Here is a 17,746-nt window from a genome sequence, read left to right as displayed (position 1 = left end):
GTCAGGTCAGCAGCGTTGCCGGCGCGGCACGCGGCGCGCGCTGGTTCGGTACATAAAACGCAATTTCGGTACCCGGTTCCAGACGGCGGATATGCAGACCCTCGCCATACAGCAATTTAACCCGATGATGAACGTTAAGCAGGCCGATTTTATTGCCCGGTATTTCATTGGCTTCAACCCGTTCGATGACCTGAGGATCGATTCCGTTGCCAGTATCCCGGACGCTAATCCGCACCCGATTACCGCATTCGGCAATACTGATGGTCACCACGCCTTTGCCTTTACAGGGTTGAATGCCATGGATAATGGCATTTTCTACCAGCGGCTGAATTAACAGGCTGGGAATGACACAGCTCACTTCATCATCAATGTCATAAATGACCGTCAGTTTGTCGCCGAATCGCGCCTGCTCAATCGCAATATAGTCTTTAATCTGATACAGCTCTTTTTTGATGTCGATCTGCTCGTCATCGTTTAACTCAATGTTATAGCGCAGATAGCGGGAAAGATTGTAAATCAGCTGGCGCGCGGTATCCGGATTGAGGCGAATGGAGGAGGAAATCGCATTCAGGGCGTTAAACAGGAAATGCGGATTAATTTTACTCTGCAACGCGCGCAGCTCGGCCTTATTTGCCATCTCCCGCAGCTGCTCGGCGCGGGAAACCTCCAGCTGCGTTGAGATTATCTGCGACAGACCGATCGCCATTTCCTGTAAGGAAGAGGTGATCTGGTGGGCGTGGCAATAGTAGATCTTGAGCGTGCCGGTGACGATGCCTTTTTCCCAGAGCGGGATCACCAGCATGGAGTGAATTTCCGGCGTACGGTGGGCTTCATCATTGTTTTTAATGATGATCTTGCCTGAGTCGATCGCCTGCCGGGTGGTGGGGCTAATGGAATCATCGTTATTATGATAGTTATCTTCGCCGACGCCGACATAGGCCAGCACGCGATCGTTATTGGTGATCGCGACCGCATCCGCATTGATATCGCGGCGGATGATATTGCAAACCTGGCGCAGTGATTCGACATTGACATTGCGAAATAGCGGCAGTGTTTTATTGGCAATATCCAGCGCCAGCTTAGCCTGGCGGGCAGCGCTGGCCTCTTTTTCACCCTCCACGCTGCGCACCAGCAGAACGATAAAGCCGATACAGACGCTGCCGAGGATCATGGGCACGCCAATTTTAGAGACAATATCCAGGCCCAGGGCCAGAGTAGGCGCCCAGACGACGACAAGGATCATCGTCAGAGTTTCACAGAGCATTCCGCCGAGGATGCCGATGCGCCAGTGCTGCGCCTTAGGAACCTTCTGGTGAATGATGCCAGAGAGGATCCCGGCAATAATGCTGGTAATAAAACAGGGAACCGCCGTTACCCCGCCAATATCGATCAGATAGCGATGGATCCCGGCAATAATACCGGTAATGATCCCCACCCATGGCCCGAACAGAATGCCGCCGGACATCACCGCAATGACCCGCACATTGACCAGCGAACCTTCCACCGGCACGCCTGACCAGGTGCTGAACAGGGCAAAGAGCGAAAAGAGCGCGGTCACCGCCAGCAGTTCCTGGGGAGTATGCGCTGATTTGTGTAAAAGTTCGCGAAACAGGCGGATCCTAATCAGGAAAAACAGGCAGATAAGCATTAATGCCGCGCGATCGAAAACCGCCAGCAGCATAGTAAATATTTCGTGCATGGGGTGCCCATGTAAAGCGTGTGAAAACGCTATGATAAAAAACCTGGGGACAGATGACCAGCAGCACGTCTTGCTGATGAATGGGGAAATACCACAAAATTAAAAGGGGATTGGATAATGTGTGCATACACGCTGGGAGCGTGCGAGCAGACGGGCGCTTTGAGGTGAATTATTTTATATCATTGTGTTAAATAAATATTTCATTTATCGCTAAATACATCCTGATTTAAACGGTTGTCGTTTTTAAACTTCCTGTTTTAACAGGCCGCCATTATTTTTATCTTCCCCTCTCGACAGCAGGAATTTTTTCAGGTTATTTTCTAAATGTGCCACATCAGTGGCCGCGTCGCTCGGACGGTCCGGGCGCTAACGTAATCTGAGGTATTTATGGCTGAGTTCACTCCTGAACGCCGTTTCACGCGTATCGATCGTCTTCCCCCTTATGTGTTTAATATTACGGCTGAGCTGAAAATGGCTGCGCGTCGGCGCGGCGAAGATATTATCGATTTCAGTATGGGCAACCCCGATGGGGCGACGCCGCCGCACATTGTTGAAAAACTGTGTACCGTGGCGCAGCGTCCCGATACGCACGGCTACTCTACCTCACGCGGCATTCCGCGCCTGCGGCGTGCTATCTCGCGCTGGTATCAGGATCGCTATGCGGTCGATATCGATCCGGAAAGCGAAGCCATTGTCACCATCGGATCGAAAGAAGGGCTGGCGCATTTGATGCTGGCGACGCTCGATCATGGCGATACGGTGCTGGTGCCGAATCCCAGTTATCCGATCCATATTTATGGTGCGGTAATAGCGGGCGCGCAAGTGCGCTCCGTCCCGCTGGTGGAAGGCGTCGATTTCTTTAATGAGCTTGAGCGGGCTATCCGGGAAAGCTACCCCAAGCCGAAGATGATGATCCTCGGTTTCCCGTCGAATCCTACCGCGCAATGCGTGGAGCTGGAATTTTTTGAAAAAGTCGTCGCGCTGGCAAAGCGTTACGATGTGCTGGTGGTGCACGATCTGGCCTATGCGGATATTGTCTACGACGGCTGGAAAGCCCCGTCCATTATGCAGGTTCCCGGCGCGCGTGATGTGGCGGTTGAATTTTTCACCCTGTCGAAAAGTTACAATATGGCGGGCTGGCGTATCGGTTTTATGGTGGGGAATAAAACGCTGGTCAACGCGCTGGCACGGATTAAGAGCTATCACGACTACGGTACGTTCACGCCGCTTCAGGTGGCGGCCATTGCCGCTCTGGAAGGCGATCAGCAATGCGTGAAGGACATTGCCGAACAGTATAAGCGCCGCCGCGATGTGCTGGTAAAAGGGCTGCATGAAGCCGGATGGATGGTTGAGATGCCTAAAGCGTCTATGTACGTATGGGCCAAAATTCCGGATCAATATGCGGCCATGGGCTCGCTGGAATTCGCTAAAAAGCTGCTGCAGGATGCAAAAGTCTGCGTTTCGCCGGGCATCGGCTTTGGCGATTATGGCGATACTCACGTTCGCTTTGCGCTGATCGAGAACCGCGATCGCATCCGTCAGGCTATTCGTGGCATTAAAGCCATGTTCCGGGCGGATGGCCTGCTTCCTGCTGCGCCGAAGGTTGTGGCGGAAAGCGCCGGGCAGGAATGAAAAAAGCGCCGTCAGGCGCTTTTTTTACACTCATTTTTTGCTCAGATCATTAAGGCAAATGTTCCGGCCCAGACAATTACCATCACCGAAAGGCCCATAAAAAAATATTTCACGTTTCATCGCTCCGCGTATCCATTGATACGCCAAAAGAACAAGGCTCACTGAGTATAGAGAGCTGACGCTGTACCCGTCCCGAATTGAGATTTATCTCTTTTCTGACACCAGCACCACCCTGGAATTATGCGTCTGGTAACGCAATACGGGGGCTAATGTACGCCTAAAAAAGTGTGGTGACAAGCGTCGTTTTTCTATTTAAATTTAGTTACTTATGAGTGTCTCATATCGGCGACACTTTGATTTCATCAGGTAATAAATCAACATCCAGCGAACCTGATTATTTCACTCAGGCGAAGATAAATAAGGCGTAATGGTAATCCATTCAGACGATACTGGCGGGGGAGGGGGCGAAGGCCGGATAACCTTCGCCGCGATGATTTTTATTCAAACGTGCCCTTAACGCAGACACTGCCATCACGCATCATGGCCTTTCCTTTTGCCCAGACGTCCTGCACGCGCAGATCGTCATTTAACACCACCAGGTCCGCATCGCAGCCCACTGCGATTTGGCCTTTATGCGCCAGGCCCAGGAACTCGGCGACATTGCGGGTCAACGGATGCAGCGCCACGTCCAGCGGGAGGTTATGCTGCTGTACCAACTGGCGGACCGTTTCCGGCATTGAGTCAAAACCCGCCACGCCGAAGCCGATTAAGTTGCCTTCTTCATCAAATTCCGGCTGGCTACCGTTACCGTCTGAACTTAACGTCAGGCGTGACAGATGGACTTTGTCCGTCAGCGCGGTGGCAATCGCTGTCGCCGGATCGACGGGTGCATCAATGCTGCTGGTGATATCGATATAGCCGCCTTCACGGGCAAAATGCTGCGCCGCTAAAAAAAGCGCTTCTGAACGATTAACGTGCGTTGGCAGGAGCTTAGTGATGGGAACATCGGAATTCTGCAACACCTCATAGATCGGTTCAAGCAATCGTGGGCTGTCTCCCATATGAAAAACGCTAATGCCTGCTTTGCCGCCCAGAAGCCCACCGGTTCTTGCCTGCGCGGCCATCGTCGCCAGCTCGCTGGTTTGCGGCGCGGAAGAACGATGATCGGAGATAGCGCATTTTACGCCGATCACTTTATCGAACAGCGCCACATCACGGTCGATACTGCCAGTAAGCGTGGTGGAAGGAAGAGAGTAGGAGCCGGTCAGCATCCACGCGCTGATACCTTCGTATTCCAGCGCGCGCGTTTTGGCGAGTAATGATTCCGGATGACGCGTAATACCATCCGTGCCCAGCAGTCCAACAACCGAGGTGATGCCCGCTTTAATCAGATCTGATAAGCGCACTTCAGGTGTACGGGTATGCGGACCCGCCTCGCCGCCGCCGCCGATCAAATGAACATGCTGATCGATAAATCCCGGGCACAGAATCGCGCCGTTCAGCTCGATCACTTCGCAGTCGGGTAATGCCTGTGGGTCGATAGTCAACTCAATAGCGACAATCTTGCCGCCGGCCACCAGCACATCCCGCAGGCCCAGATGATTGGGTGAATACACAGCCGCCTGACGGAAAAGTTTCAGCCCCAGCACTGACAAATTCATGTAAGACTCCTTTTAAACCAGTGCCTGCATCACCCACAAGGAGAGCAGGGCGTTGATGACACAAATAGTAATAATGTGCGGGTAATATTTTGGCTTCACGCCTGCTGTACCCAGGCAGCGACCCACGTTTTGTACCGGATTCCCCATCAAATAAATGGCGGGCAGCAGCACCGTGGCATCGTGACCGTTTAGTACACCGGATATCACCAGACTGGCGCATACCCCCACGCCGCCACCCATGCTCATGACCGCGGCCAGCAGTACCGTTGCCGCTTCTCCCGGCAGACCCCACAGCGCCATGACGGGCTCGCAAATTTTACCGACGATCTCAAGCAGTCCGGTGACGGTCAGCGCCTGAATGATAACGAACGCCATCACCACGTTGGGCAGTAGACTGGTCGTGGCGATGGTAAAACCGCGTCGCGCCCCGTCAGTAAAGAGATCCATGATATTTTTACGTGTTTGTACGGTCACGTTACGCTCTCCTTGCCTGACGGCTTTCTATCTGGGCAATCCACAGCCTGAGCAGGTTTGCGCCGATAAATTTGAACACGAGGATCACGGCCAGTGGCGTTATAACCGGAACGGTAATGGTGGTAAACAGCGCAGCGGCGGAAGAAAAATAGTTGGTAATAATGGCACTGCCGCTGGTCTGATACATGGCAAAAATGGCTCTTTCCTCCTCGCTGATGACGCCTTCTTCCGCCATCTCTTTGGTCATCCCTGCTGCCGCATCGGTATTTTGCAGGTTGGCGATCAGCGCCAGAGAACAGATGCCAGGAATGCCGAGCAGCGGACGCAGGATGGGGGTCATCAGCTGCTGGGCGGCACGCAATCCGCCCAGCCCTTCAGTAACGGAAATAATGCCAAGCGAGAGAATGACTGAGGGAGCCAGCTCCAGTGCAAAAAGAAAACCATCTTTTGCGCCGGTGCCGCCGGTACCCCGAAAGGAGAGGGCTTTTTCACCTGCCGCATTAATCTGCCCGAATGAACCGTTTAAGACCGTAAAATCAAATACTCGCCACCATTCGGTGCTCTTCGCGAACATACCTGAAAAGAAGATAACGGTGATAAAAAAAGCCAGATAGCCTACCCAACTGACCTTCTCCTGTCCCGGAGAGGTATTTTTCATGGTGTCCTCCTGACAAAAAGTGAATAGTCAGATGAACATAAAACGAAATTTACGAGGAAGACGAGAGGCCACAGAGCATTATAGGAATAAATTTAGATCGGTCTGAGCAAAGGATGACATGTAATGGCAGCGGTGGTAAGGGTTTGCAGGTGGTTGTTTCAAAAAAGTAAAAACAGGAAGACATGATGGTGTCCCCTGCAGGAATCGAACCTGCAACTAGCCCTTAGGAGGGGCTCGTTATATCCATTTAACTAAGGGGACAAGGCGGCAAGAGTATAACGGTAATTCGTTACTGCGTTAAGCATCTTGCCGCCTGACTGCTCAAAGAGTCGCCAGTCAGCCTTGTTTAGCCTCTTTTTTCCGATCTTTAGCCTGTGCCTTTGCTTCCGCTTTACGTGCGTTACTCATGTCATTGCGGATTTGCGCGTGACTGAGCAGGGCGAAAATAAAGGTGCCGCCGCAGATATTACCGGCAAGGGTCGGCAGGGCGAAAGGCCAGAAAAACTCCTGCCAGTGCAGGGTGCCGTTAAACACCAGATACAGCACCTCGACCGTGCCCACCACGATGTGCGTGGTATCTGCCAGGGCGATAAGCCAGGTCATCAGAATGATCACCACGATTTTTGCCGAGCCTGCGGAAGGGAACATCCATACCATAGTGGCAATAATCCAGCCGGAAATAATGGCGTTGGCAAACATCTCAAACGGCGTGTTCTTCATGATGTCCATACCGATTTTTACAAACGCATCGCGGGTTGGCTCATCAAACACCGGCATATATTCAAATGCCCAGGCGGCGACGCCGGTGCCGATCAGGTTACCCAGCAGCACCACGCCCCACAGCCTGAGCAGCAGGCCAATATTACGCAACGTCGGGCTTTGCATAATCGGCAGCACCGCCGTGACGGTATTTTCCGTAAAAAGCTGCTGGCGCGCCATGATGACAATCACAAAGCCAAAGGTGTAGCCCAGGTTTTCCAGCAGAAAACCGCCCGGCACGCCTTCGAGCTGAACGTGAAAAATGCCTTTGGCAAGCAGAGATGCTCCCATCGACAGGCCGGCGGCAATGGCTGACCACAGCAGGGCCATCGCATCGCGCTCCAGCTCTTTTTCCCCATCCTGGCGAATATGTTCGTGGATTGCCATCGCACGGGAGGGAAGGCGGTCCTCATCAACTTCGATGTCTTTACCCTGCGAGTTTTCGTCGCTCTCTACCGCGTGCTCGTCTTCCTCTTTACCCACTTTTTCTTCTTCTAATTTGTCCATACGTTTCACCTGCTTCGAAAATATCTTCTAAGCGTAGCGGCTTTACGCAGAAACGAAGGTGTGAAATAAGACGATTTTTTTTGAGCTGAAAGCATAAATAGTGTTAAGAATGTTTCTGCGGATGTTTACACTCTTTGATGAAACCAGACCGCGAAATACAGGCTATGCTGAATGCAGGTCGCAGCCATATTGCCCGTGTGCGTAGACATCGTGAAACGTGCTGATACAATCACTTGCACGCGATGAGGCGGATTTTCACCCGTTCCGTCAGATGGCAAACAGCGATAGCCATATTTTACAGGGAGACATCTATGAATTTTCGGCTGTCGGCGCTTGCAGTGGGCGCTACTTTACTGGTGGGCTGCGCAAGCTCCGGGGACCAACAGGGGCGTTCAGATCCTTTCGAAGGATTTAACCGCACCATGTACGATTTCAACTTTAACGTGGTGGACCCGTATGTTCTGCGTCCTGTTGCGGTGGCGTGGCGCGATTATGTGCCGCAGCCTGCACGTACCGGCCTGGGCAATTTCACCGGCAACCTTGAGGAGCCGGCGACGATGGTTAACTATTTCCTGCAAGGCGATCCGTATCAGGGGATGGTGCATTTCACCCGCTTCTTCCTGAACACGATATTAGGAATGGGGGGCTTTATCGACGTGGCCGGTATGGCGAATCCGAAACTGCAGCGTGTTGAGCCGCACCGTTTTGGCAGTACGCTCGGTCATTATGACGTAGGTTATGGCCCTTATTTGCAGCTTCCTTTCTACGGTAGCTTTACCCTGCGTGAAGATGTCGGCGACATGGCGGATACGACCTATCCGGTACTCTCCTGGCTGACATGGCCGTTGTCATTGGGTAAATGGGCGGTGGAAGGTGTCGAAACCCGTGCGCAACTGCTGGATTCCGACGGTCTGCTGCGTCAGTCTTCCGACCCGTATATTATGGTCCGTGAAGCCTACTTCCAGCGACATGACTTTATCGCTAACGGCGGCGAGCTGAAGCCGCAGGAAAACCCGAACGCTAAGGCGATTGAGGGCGATTTGAAGGATATCGACTCAGAATAAACGAAAGGCCGCAATCCTGACTGGTTGCGGCCTTTTTGTTAGCGTTTATCCGCCGTCAGCAAGGGCGGAATGCCCGGTACCATCGGTGATTCATCAATATCTTTCTGCGTCATGCGAAACGCTTCTGGATAATGCTCGCGGCTGGTACGGCGCAGCGGTTCGGTATCGCGCCAGGTGTACAGGCAGTGCTGGCACTGGTATACCGTCCAGATATCTTTTACCGGCGATATCGCCATTACTTCAATATGTTCATCGGCGCAACGTGGACAAATCATCATTTCCTCCTTACTTACGGTTGGCCAGCATAGCGGTCAGTTTTTCAGCCCAGGCTTTAGTTTCAGGTAGATCCTGCACCGGCTGGCTGTAGTGACCACGGTTGTCCGGCGCAACCGGAGTAGTGGCGTCGATAATCAATTTGTCGGTGATCCCCGCCGGACTGGAACCGGGGTCAAGTTCCAGCACCGACATGTTCGGTAGCTGCACCAAATCCCCCGCCGGGTTGACCTTCGAGGAGAGCGCCCACATCACCTGCGGCAAGTTGAACGGGTCAACGTCTTCATCGACCATAATGACCATTTTCACGTAACCCAGACCGTGCGGCGTGGTCATGGCGCGCAGGCCAACCGCGCGAGCAAAGCCGCCGTAGCGTTTTTTGGTAGAGATAATGGCCAGCAGACCGTGGGTGTACATGGCGTTAACCGCCTGCACTTCCGGGAACTCGGCTTTCAGTTGCTGATACAACGGCACGCAGGTAGCTGGCCCCATCAGGTAGTCGATTTCCGTCCACGGCATCCCCAGATACAGCGATTCAAAAATCGGCCTGTTGCGATAAGAGACTTTATCAATACGTACGACGGTCATGTTACGACCACCCGAATAGTGACCGGTAAATTCGCCGAACGGCCCTTCAATTTCACGCTTGCGGCTTTCAATCACCCCTTCGAGGATCACCTCCGAACCCCACGGCACGTCAAAGCCGGTCAGCGGCGCGGTCGCAATCGGGTAGGGGCTTTCGCGTAACGCTCCGGCCATTTCATACTCAGACTGATCGTATTTCAGCGGCGTCGCGCCCATCAGCGTGATGATCGGATCGTTACCAAGGGTGATGGCAATCGGCAAATCTTCGCCGCGCTCCTCCGCTTTATGGAGATGCAGCGCAATGTCGTGCATCGGGATCGGTTGCAGGCCAAGTTTGCGTTTGCCTTTGACTTCCATACGGTAGATGCCGACGTTCTGCTTGCCAAAATTATCCGGATCGAGCGGATCGCGGGAAACGACGCAGGCTTTGTCGAGATAGAAACCGCCGTCGCCGTCATTGAGGCGGAACAGCGGCAGAATGTCGAACAGGTTGATAGCGTCACCGTCAACGGTGTTTTCCGCCCACGGCGGATTTGTGCGGCGTTCCGGCGCAACGGGGAAATTGTCCCAGCGGCGGATAAACTCGTCGATTTGTTTTCTCACCGGCGTGTTCATCGCTAATCCCAGCGAAATCGCATGGTTCTGCCAGGAGCCGATAGTATTCATGGCCACACGGGCGCTGGTGAAACCGCGAATATTATCAAACCACAGTGCAGGTGCGCCGTCGCCGATACGGCCCGTCGCATTCGCGGCGGCGGCCAGATCCGGCTCGGCATTGACCTCTTCACTGATTTTCAGCAGTTGCCCCTGGTCATCCAGCGCCTGCAAAAAGCTGCGTAAGTCATCGAAAGCCATTGTTTATTCTCCTGTGAAAGATTCAGCAGAGCTGTCTGTGAGTATCCATATTGTTCGTATGCGAACTTTATTGATGGAAATTACTCCTGAATTCGCTGGCTGACAACATGTAGATCCCCGACGCGCACGTTTAATCAACCCGAGAAAGGTGATTATTGATGACCTAAAACGCTATGATAAAAGAAAGCGCTTGCGAGGGAGCAACCATGAAATTACGGGATGAAGCATTTCATCTGTTACGCCAGCTCTTTCAGCAACATACCGCCCGCTGGCAGCACGACTTGCCTGAACTGACCAAACCACAATATGCCGTGATGCGTGCTATTGAAGAACATCAGGGCATTGAACAGGTTGCGCTGACGGAAGCGGCGGTAAGTACCAAAGCCACGCTGGCGGAAATGCTGAGCCGCATGGAAAGCCGTGGTCTGGTGCGGCGGGAGCCCGATCCTGCAGATAAACGTCGCCGGTTTGTGTTTCTGACCGAAGAGGGGAAAAGCGTGCTGGAGAAAAGCAGGCCCGTTGGCGACGGTGTCGATGAGGCGTTTCTGACGAAACTGAGTGCCGGGGAGCGCGAGCAATTTAGCGCCTTGATTGGCAAAATGATGGAGTAAAACCCGGCGGCGGATGCCGCCGGGCAGGGAATTAGAACGCGTAGTTAAAGTTAACGCCGTACAGCCAGGCCTTACCTTCAGATTTGAACTGGTATGGACCTTCTTCAAATTTGACGTGCTGGCCGTGCATGTAAGAAACACCCGCATCCACCGACGCATCTTTATTAAAGGCATAAGTTGTACCGGCGCTCAGCCACAGGCGGTCCTGGTCAGGAATCGAGATCGAGCGCTGATCCGCCGGAACCGGGCTGTCATCAAAGGCGATACCGCTGCGGAAGGTCCAGTTATCATCCATATAATAGGTCGTTCCCAGCGCAATACGGTAGGCGTCTTTAAAGCCTTCATCTTTGTAGAACAGGGTATTACCGCCGTCACCTTTCGCTTTCAGCTCCTGGAACTGGCTCCAGCTGGTATAGGCCAGGCTGTAGTGAACCGCCCATTTCGGTGCAACGCGGTTATAGCCGGAGACTTCCCACATTTCAGGCAGATGCAGGCTGAGTGAACCGTCAATGGTTGAACCGCCGGTACCGTATGGCAGGCCGAGGCCCAGCGCGGCATTAATCGGATTCAGCGTTGCCGGGAGGCTGCTTTTATAGTCGCCGTCAAAGTCGACTTTAATTTCCGAGCGGTAGGTCAGGGCATAGCGGTTATTCTTATCAACTTCATACAGAATACCGGCGTTCCAGCCGAAACCCCACTCGTCGCCTTTCAGATGCGCAATTTGCGTATCGCGGCTAATCCCGCCCGCCTGTGCGCCAACAGCGGCTGCCTGCTGCGGCGTAAGCTGGCCAGAGCGCACCAGCGCAGGAATATTTGCACCGATGATTTGCGGCAGATCGCCCGCGTAGCGCTCAACTTTCGCTCGCGCGTAGACGGCATCAAAACCGAGGCCGAAGCTCCAGCTATTACTCAGGCGATAAGCGCCGCTTAAATTAAGGTTCAGGGTTTCAAGATCGGTTGTCCCGCCCATCGATCCTGCAGCGAAACTGTCATTAAATTCGGTTGCCAGACCATAGTTGGAAGTGACGGAAGCGCCCCAGCCAAATTGATCGTTAATCGGGGCTACAAAGTGCAGGTTAGGCACCCATGCAGTCGGCGCAATATTATCCTGACTGGCATCATTGCCAATAACAGAGCGGCCCGATACGTTCACATCCGGGTCAACAAAAACCGCACCGCCTGAAAAGGTGGGGCGATCAAACATGGTAATAAGAGCTGGGTTACGGCTGACGTTACCGGCGTCATCGGCAATAGCACCTTCGCCTGAATAAGCCCGGCCAAGACCAGAGGAAGAAAATTCATTTAGCTGGAAGCCTGCTGACCAGGCCTGGGTTGAAACGATTGCCACTGCCACTGCGAGAGCAGACTTGGTGAACCGGGTTTTCTGGCTCATGACCATAACCTCATTGAGTTATTTTTTATTTAAAAAAGTTACATGGCGTAACGAATTGCGAAGTGTAGGGTCTGTTGTACGGCAGAGAAAGCAGACCAGTGACGAGAGTATAGGTCTGACCAGATAGTATGTTGCAAGTATGTTTCTAATTTTTTTCGAATATGATCTAAGAAACGCGATCCCGCTGGCAAATTTGCCCCTTTTGCGCGCCACTAATAAGGGAGAATTTTGTTTTAGATCATTTTTAAATGTGATTTTCATCACTAATCGGCTCACAGGAAATTAACGACTGGAGCCCCCCGGTCGTAGAGCGTAAAATAGACGCAATAGTGTTCAGGTGTTTAGAAAGAGGAAATCTACAATGAGTAAATGTAGTGCTGATGAAACCCCGGTTTGCTGCTGTATGGATGTTGGTACCATTATGGACAACACCGACTGTACCGCATCTTACAGCCGTGTATTCGCTAACCGCGCTGACGCGGAAGAGACGCTGGCGGCGCTGACTGAAAAAGCACGCGGCGTTGAATCTGAGCCATGCCAGATTACCTCCAACTTTACCGATGTAACTGAAGGCGTAAAACTGGATATCGACTTCCAGTTTGCCTGTGAAGCCGAAACGCTCATTTTCCAGCTCGGCCTGCGTTAAGCCACCTTCCAGCGCCTCCCTCTGTGGAGGCGTTTTCTTTTTCTATCCGTGTGTTTTAGCTCGCACTTTTCAGTACCTCCTCTTGGCGAAATGTAAAAAAATGGTTAAGACTATGTTCAGGTCAGACCACTTAATTTATTTTTGTTAACAGGGGAGCGTTATGAGTCAGGCATTACCGCTTGTCACCCGTCAGGGCGATCGCATTGCCATTGTTTCCGGGTTACGGACGCCTTTTGTCCGCCAGGCAACCGCCTTTCATGGCGTTCCGGCTATCGATCTGGGAAAAATGGTGGTCGGTGAGATGCTGGCCCGCAGCGAGATCCCAGCGGAAATCATCGAACAACTGGTCTTTGGTCAGGTAGTGCAGATGCCGGAAGCACCCAATATCGCCCGTGAAATCGTGCTCGGCACCGGCATGAGCGTGCATACTGACGCGTACAGCGTCAGCCGCGCCTGTGCCACCAGCTTTCAGGCGGTGGCAAACGTGGCGGAAAGCCTGATGGCCGGGACTATTCGCGCCGGGATCGCCGGTGGCGCGGACTCTTCTTCTGTTTTACCCATTGGCGTCAGTAAAAAACTGGCCCGTACGCTGGTGGATGCGAACAAAGCCCGCACCCTGAGCCAGCGCCTGCAACTCTTTTCCCGCCTGCGCTTACGTGATTTATTGCCGGTGCCGCCTGCGGTCGCCGAGTATTCGACCGGTTTGCGGATGGGCGATACAGCGGAACAAATGGCGAAAAGCTGGGGGATCACGCGTGAAGAACAGGATGCGCTGGCCCATCGTTCCCACCAGCTTGCCGCCCGCGCGTGGGAGGAGGGGAAGCTGGCAGAGGAAGTGATGACGGCTTATGCACCGCCTTACCGCGACCCGGTTGAGCGCGATAATAACGTGCGCACCAACTCCTCGCTGGCTGACTATGCCAAACTGCGCCCGGCGTTCGACCGTAAGCAAGGGACGGTAACGGCGGCGAACAGTACGCCGCTGACCGACGGTGCCGCAGCAGTGATCCTGATGACCGAATCACGCGCCAGGGAGCTGGGGCTGGTGCCGCTTGGCTACCTGCGCAGTTACGCCTTTACCGCCATCGATGTCTGGCAGGATATGCTGCTCGGCCCGGCATGGGCCACGCCGCTGGCGCTGGATCGCGCAGGCTTAACGCTCGCCGATTTAACCCTGTTCGATATGCATGAAGCGTTTGCTTCACAGACCTTAACCAACCTGAAGATGCTTGCCAGCGACCGCTTTGCCCGCGAGGTGCTGGGACGAACTCAGGCCGCGGGGGAAGTCGATGACAGTAAGTTTAACGTGCTTGGGGGATCGATCGCCTACGGTCATCCTTTCGCGGCTACCGGGGCGCGGATGATCACCCAGACGCTGCACGAACTTCGTCGTCGCGGTGGCGGTTTTGGTTTAGTGACCGCCTGCGCGGCAGGTGGTCTTGGCGCGGCAATGGTTCTGGAGGCCGAATAATGGAGACGACATCAGCGTTTACTCTCAGCGTGCGCGCGGACAATATTGCGGTGATTACCATCGACGTGCCCGGTGAAAAAATGAATACCCTGAAGGCGGAATTTGGTCATCAGGTGCGCGCTATTCTCAGGCAAATCCGCGAGAACAAAGCCCTGAACGGCGTGGTCTTCATCTCCGCGAAAGAGGATAACTTCATTGCCGGTGCCGATATCAATATGATCGGCAACTGCAAGACGGCGCAGGAGGCGGAAACGCTGGCGCGTCAGGGGCAGCAAATCATGGCGGACATCCACGCGTTGCCCATCCCGGTCGTGGCCGCCATTAACGGAGCCTGCCTGGGCGGCGGTCTGGAACTGGCGCTGGCCTGCCATGCGCGGGTTTGCACTGACGATCCTAAAACCGTGCTTGGCCTGCCGGAAATGCAGCTTGGGCTGCTGCCCGGCTCCGGCGGAACTCAGCGTCTGCCGAGGCTGATTGGCGTCAGTACCGCGCTGGAGATGATCCTGACGGGGAAACAACTCAGAGCGCGGCAGGCGTTAAAAGTGGGCCTTGTCGATGAAGTGGTGCCTGCCTCCATATTGCTGGATGCCGCCATAGAATTGGCCAAAAAAGGGCGTCCGTCCCGCCGCCTGCCGGTGCGCGAGCGTATTCTGGCCGGGCCTTTAGGCCGTAACGTGCTGTTCCGTGTGGTGGGCAAAAAAACCGCGCATAAAACGCAGGGCAACTATCCGGCAACTGACCGTATTTTACAGGTCATTGAAACCGGATTAAGTCAGGGCAGCAGCAGCGGCTATGACGCCGAAGCGCGCGCCTTTGGTGAACTGGCGATGACGCCGCAATCAAGCGCGCTGCGGGCGATTTTCTTTGCCAGCACCGAGGTCAAAAAAGATCCGGGCGCGCAGGCGTCAGCAGGGCCGCTGCGCTCAGTTGGCGTGCTTGGAGGAGGGTTAATGGGCGGGGGTATTGCTTATGTCACCGCCAGCAAAGGCAAACTGCCGGTGCGGATCAAAGACATCAAGCCGCAGGGTATTAACCATGCGCTGAAATACAGCTGGGAATTGCTGGATACTAAAGTCCGTCGTCGCCATCTCAAACCCGCTGAGCGTAATAGCCAGATGGCGTTAATTTCTGGCTCGACGACGTATCACGGCTTTCGCCATCGCGATGTGGTGATTGAAGCGGTATTTGAAGATCTGGCGCTGAAACAGCAGATGGTGGCGGAGGTTGAAGCCCACTGCGCGCCGACGACCATTTTTGCTTCTAATACGTCCTCGTTGCCTATCAGCGATATTGCCGCACAGGCTGCGCGTCCGGAGCAGGTCATCGGCCTGCACTTTTTCAGCCCGGTAGAAAAAATGCCGCTGGTGGAGGTGATCCCCCATGCGACCACCTCGCCACAAACTATTGCCACCACCGTGAAGCTGGCGAAAAAACAGGGTAAAACGCCGATCGTAGTGGCCGATAAAGCCGGATTTTATGTTAACCGCATTCTCGCGCCCTATATCAACGAAGCGATGCGCATGCTGACGGAAGGCGCGAAAATCGACCAGGTTGATCGCGCGCTGGTCAAATTTGGCTTCCCGGTCGGCCCTGTCCAGCTACTTGATGAGGTCGGTATTGATACCGGAACGAAGATTATTCCGGTGCTGGAGGCAGCATACGGAGAACGTTTTAGCCCGCCGGCAAACATTATTAGCGCAATTTTGAACGACGATCGCAAAGGCAGAAAAAATGGTCGTGGTTTCTATCTTTACTCGCTAAAAGGGCGTAAAAGCAAAAAGCAGCCCGATCCGGCGATTTACCCGCTGATTGGGGCCACCGGGCAGAGCAGCGCACTCTCACCCCAACAAATGAGTGAAAGATGCGTCATGATGATGCTAAATGAGGCGGCACGGTGCTATGCGGAGGGTATTATCCGCAGTGCGCGCGATGGTGATATCGGTGCCGTTTTTGGCATTGGTTTCCCCCCATTTTTGGGAGGGCCGTTGCGCTATATGGATACGCTGGGCGCAAATGAAGTTGTTGCGGTTCTGCAACGTCTTGCTGCCCAGTATGGTCCACGGTTTACCCCTTGCGATGCCTTATTACGCATGGCGGAGCAACGACAGGCCTTTTGGTCGCGAAAAGAAACTGACCCGCAATTTGAGGGTCAAATAAGAGAGTGATAGCGCTGTAAAGAGGTCATCGGGTTATTTTGTAAACACTGATTGACTATACTTACACCATTAAGGTAAAACACAGCGTTTCATTGAGCAAACGGATAAGGCACAATGCCCGGCCATCCGGTTTTCTGTATGAATATGATGTCCTCTGCGGGAAACCAGGGTGCTTCTGGTTAACAAAAGCGGTGCAATATGCAAGTTTTTATCATGCGTCACGGCGACGCAGCTCTCGAGGCTGCCAGCGACTCGGCTCGTCCATTAACCCACTGTGGTTGTGATGAATCCCGTCTGATGGCAACCTGGCTGAAAGGTCAAAAAGTGGATATTGAACGCGTTCTGGTCAGCCCGTATTTACGCGCTGAACAAACGCTGGATGTGGTAGGGGAGTGTATGCACCTGCCTGCAAAAGTTGACGTGCTGCCCGAGCTTACGCCCGGCGGCGATGTCGCTCAGGTACATGCATATCTTCAGATGCTGGCCGATGAAGGCGTAACGTCGGTACTGGTGGTCTCTCACCTGCCGCTGGTCGGCTATCTGGTGGCTGAACTCTGCCCTGGTGAAACGCCGCCGATGTTCTCCACCTCGGCAATAGCCAGCGTCACTTTGGATGCAGGCGGGAAAGGCACCTTCAACTGGCAGATGAATCCCTGCAATCTGAAGATGCAAAAAGCGATTTGATTCGCGGCGGGGAGCATTGATGCAACCCGCCAGATCTCTATGGCAGCTCCGGTGGCTGCCACTCTTCCACTTCAATCAGAACCAGCAATGCGGCATCTCCGCCGTACTCTTTTGACGCCTGATGAAAGGCCATTACATGTGGATGCTGGGCCAGCCACAGCGGTGTTTGCTGTTTAAGAATATGTTTGCCGTGGCCGTGCATAACGCAGGCGCAAAAAACATGCTCGCGGCGGCAGGCGGCAATCAGCGCGCCCAGCTCCTGCTTGGCCTGAAGCTGAGTTAATCCGTGCAGATCCAAAAACAGTTCCGGCGAATAATCTCCGCGCCGCAGTTTTTTCAGCTCAAAATGGCTGACATCCTCGCGCACGTATTTCACCGGCCCGTTGGTATTCAGCAGCGGCTGAAACTCATCGGAAAAGAAATGGCTGGCGTCGGCCTGCTCCTGAATCAGCCGCTTTACCGGCACTTCGGTGATTTTTTTACGGATGGGGCGATGAACAATGGTGTCCTGCTTAATCTGACGCGTGCCGGTCATCAGCTGACGGAACAGCGCCTTATCCTCCCCGGTCAATGGTTCTTTCTTTTTCATTTCACAGTCTCGTCAATACTTTCGGGTAG

17 protein-coding genes and 1 tRNA gene are annotated in these 17,746 nt (G+C 53.8%); 7 read left to right on the top strand and 11 right to left on the bottom strand.

What is annotated here, in order from left to right:
- Nucleotide 1: 1 nt before the first annotated feature.
- Nucleotides 2–1,699: a sensor histidine kinase gene (locus tag P0H77_RS15240; RefSeq protein WP_276157676.1), complete on the bottom strand. Its 1,698-nt coding sequence runs from the start codon at nt 1,697–1,699 to the stop codon at nt 2–4.
- Nucleotides 1,700–2,086: 387 nt separating this feature from the next.
- Between P0H77_RS15240 and alaC the strand changes: the two genes are divergently transcribed.
- The gene (gene alaC, locus P0H77_RS15235; protein ID WP_176920280.1) at nt 2,087–3,331 is read left to right on the top strand and encodes an alanine transaminase; all 1,245 of its coding nucleotides are present in this window, start codon (nt 2,087–2,089) and stop codon (nt 3,329–3,331) included.
- 41 nt (nt 3,332–3,372) lie between these two features.
- Here alaC and ypdK read toward each other — a convergent pair whose 3' ends face one another.
- From ypdK to P0H77_RS15205, 6 genes are all read right to left on the bottom strand, one after another.
- Nucleotides 3,373–3,444, bottom strand: a complete 72-nt coding sequence (ypdK, locus tag P0H77_RS15230; protein WP_268109413.1) for a membrane protein YpdK — start codon at nt 3,442–3,444, stop codon at nt 3,373–3,375.
- Between the two features lie 384 nt (nt 3,445–3,828).
- On the bottom strand, nt 3,829–4,992 hold the full coding sequence (gene iadA, locus P0H77_RS15225) for a beta-aspartyl-peptidase (protein ID WP_276157675.1): 1,164 nt from the start codon (nt 4,990–4,992) through the stop codon (nt 3,829–3,831).
- Nucleotides 4,993–5,004: 12 nt separating this feature from the next.
- Nucleotides 5,005–5,466, bottom strand: coding sequence for a YjiG family protein (locus tag P0H77_RS15220; RefSeq protein ID WP_276157674.1), 462 nt, complete (start codon nt 5,464–5,466; stop codon nt 5,005–5,007).
- Between the two features lies 1 nt (nt 5,467).
- Nucleotides 5,468–6,124 carry a nucleoside recognition domain-containing protein gene (locus P0H77_RS15215; protein ID WP_276157673.1) on the bottom strand — a complete coding sequence of 219 codons (657 nt, stop codon included), beginning with the start codon at nt 6,122–6,124 and terminating at the stop codon, nt 5,468–5,470.
- 186 nt (nt 6,125–6,310) lie between these two features.
- Nucleotides 6,311–6,385 (bottom strand) — tRNA-Arg (locus tag P0H77_RS15210).
- A gap of 75 nt (nt 6,386–6,460) precedes the next feature.
- Entirely contained in the window at nt 6,461–7,390 is a 930-nt protein-coding gene (locus P0H77_RS15205; protein ID WP_276157672.1) for a formate/nitrite transporter family protein, read from the bottom strand.
- 311 nt (nt 7,391–7,701) lie between these two features.
- Here P0H77_RS15205 and mlaA point away from each other — a divergent pair, with 311 nt between their 5' ends.
- On the top strand, nt 7,702–8,454 hold the full coding sequence (mlaA, locus tag P0H77_RS15200) for a phospholipid-binding lipoprotein MlaA (RefSeq protein WP_276157671.1): 753 nt from the start codon (nt 7,702–7,704) through the stop codon (nt 8,452–8,454).
- 38 nt (nt 8,455–8,492) lie between these two features.
- Here the strand turns inward: mlaA and P0H77_RS15195 are convergent, their stop codons facing one another.
- On the bottom strand, nt 8,493–8,729 hold the full coding sequence (locus tag P0H77_RS15195) for a non-oxidative hydroxyarylic acid decarboxylases subunit D (RefSeq protein ID WP_276165149.1): 237 nt from the start codon (nt 8,727–8,729) through the stop codon (nt 8,493–8,495).
- Nucleotides 8,730–8,739: 10 nt separating this feature from the next.
- Nucleotides 8,740–10,167: a non-oxidative hydroxyarylic acid decarboxylases subunit C gene (locus tag P0H77_RS15190; protein WP_276157670.1), complete on the bottom strand. Its 1,428-nt coding sequence runs from the start codon at nt 10,165–10,167 to the stop codon at nt 8,740–8,742.
- Nucleotides 10,168–10,373: 206 nt separating this feature from the next.
- Between P0H77_RS15190 and P0H77_RS15185 the strand changes: the two genes are divergently transcribed.
- Entirely contained in the window at nt 10,374–10,778 is a 405-nt protein-coding gene (locus P0H77_RS15185; protein ID WP_276157669.1) for a MarR family transcriptional regulator, read from the top strand.
- A 31-nt stretch (nt 10,779–10,809) separates the two neighbouring features.
- Here the strand turns inward: P0H77_RS15185 and fadL are convergent, their stop codons facing one another.
- Entirely contained in the window at nt 10,810–12,171 is a 1,362-nt protein-coding gene (fadL, locus tag P0H77_RS15180) for a long-chain fatty acid transporter FadL (protein ID WP_276157668.1), read from the bottom strand.
- Nucleotides 12,172–12,532: 361 nt separating this feature from the next.
- On the opposite strand from fadL, the gene P0H77_RS15175 reads away from it, so the two are divergent.
- The 4 genes from P0H77_RS15175 (at nt 12,533) to sixA (ending at nt 17,128) form a co-directional block, all read left to right on the top strand.
- Nucleotides 12,533–12,817 carry a YfcZ/YiiS family protein gene (locus tag P0H77_RS15175; RefSeq protein WP_276157667.1) on the top strand — a complete coding sequence of 95 codons (285 nt, stop codon included), beginning with the start codon at nt 12,533–12,535 and terminating at the stop codon, nt 12,815–12,817.
- 160 nt (nt 12,818–12,977) lie between these two features.
- Nucleotides 12,978–14,288 (top strand): acetyl-CoA C-acyltransferase FadI, encoded by a 1,311-nt coding sequence (gene fadI / locus P0H77_RS15170; protein ID WP_276157666.1) that lies wholly within the window; start codon nt 12,978–12,980, stop codon nt 14,286–14,288.
- On the top strand, nt 14,288–16,453 hold the full coding sequence (gene fadJ / locus P0H77_RS15165) for a fatty acid oxidation complex subunit alpha FadJ (protein ID WP_276157665.1): 2,166 nt from the start codon (nt 14,288–14,290) through the stop codon (nt 16,451–16,453). The genes fadI and fadJ overlap by 1 nt, the downstream gene beginning before the upstream one ends.
- A gap of 189 nt (nt 16,454–16,642) precedes the next feature.
- Nucleotides 16,643–17,128, top strand: a complete 486-nt coding sequence (gene sixA, locus P0H77_RS15160; RefSeq protein ID WP_276157664.1) for a phosphohistidine phosphatase SixA — start codon at nt 16,643–16,645, stop codon at nt 17,126–17,128.
- 37 nt (nt 17,129–17,165) lie between these two features.
- Here sixA and smrB read toward each other — a convergent pair whose 3' ends face one another.
- Complete coding sequence (smrB, locus tag P0H77_RS15155) at nt 17,166–17,717, bottom strand: endonuclease SmrB (protein WP_276157663.1); 552 nt, start codon at nt 17,715–17,717, stop codon at nt 17,166–17,168.
- Nucleotides 17,718–17,746: the final 29 nt, after the last annotated feature.

Source organism: Superficieibacter sp. HKU1 (assembly GCF_029319185.1).
Taxonomy (GTDB): domain Bacteria; phylum Pseudomonadota; class Gammaproteobacteria; order Enterobacterales; family Enterobacteriaceae; genus Superficieibacter.
The sequence above is the reverse complement of the archived record's forward strand: the minus strand, read 5'-3'. Positions and strand labels throughout refer to the sequence as shown.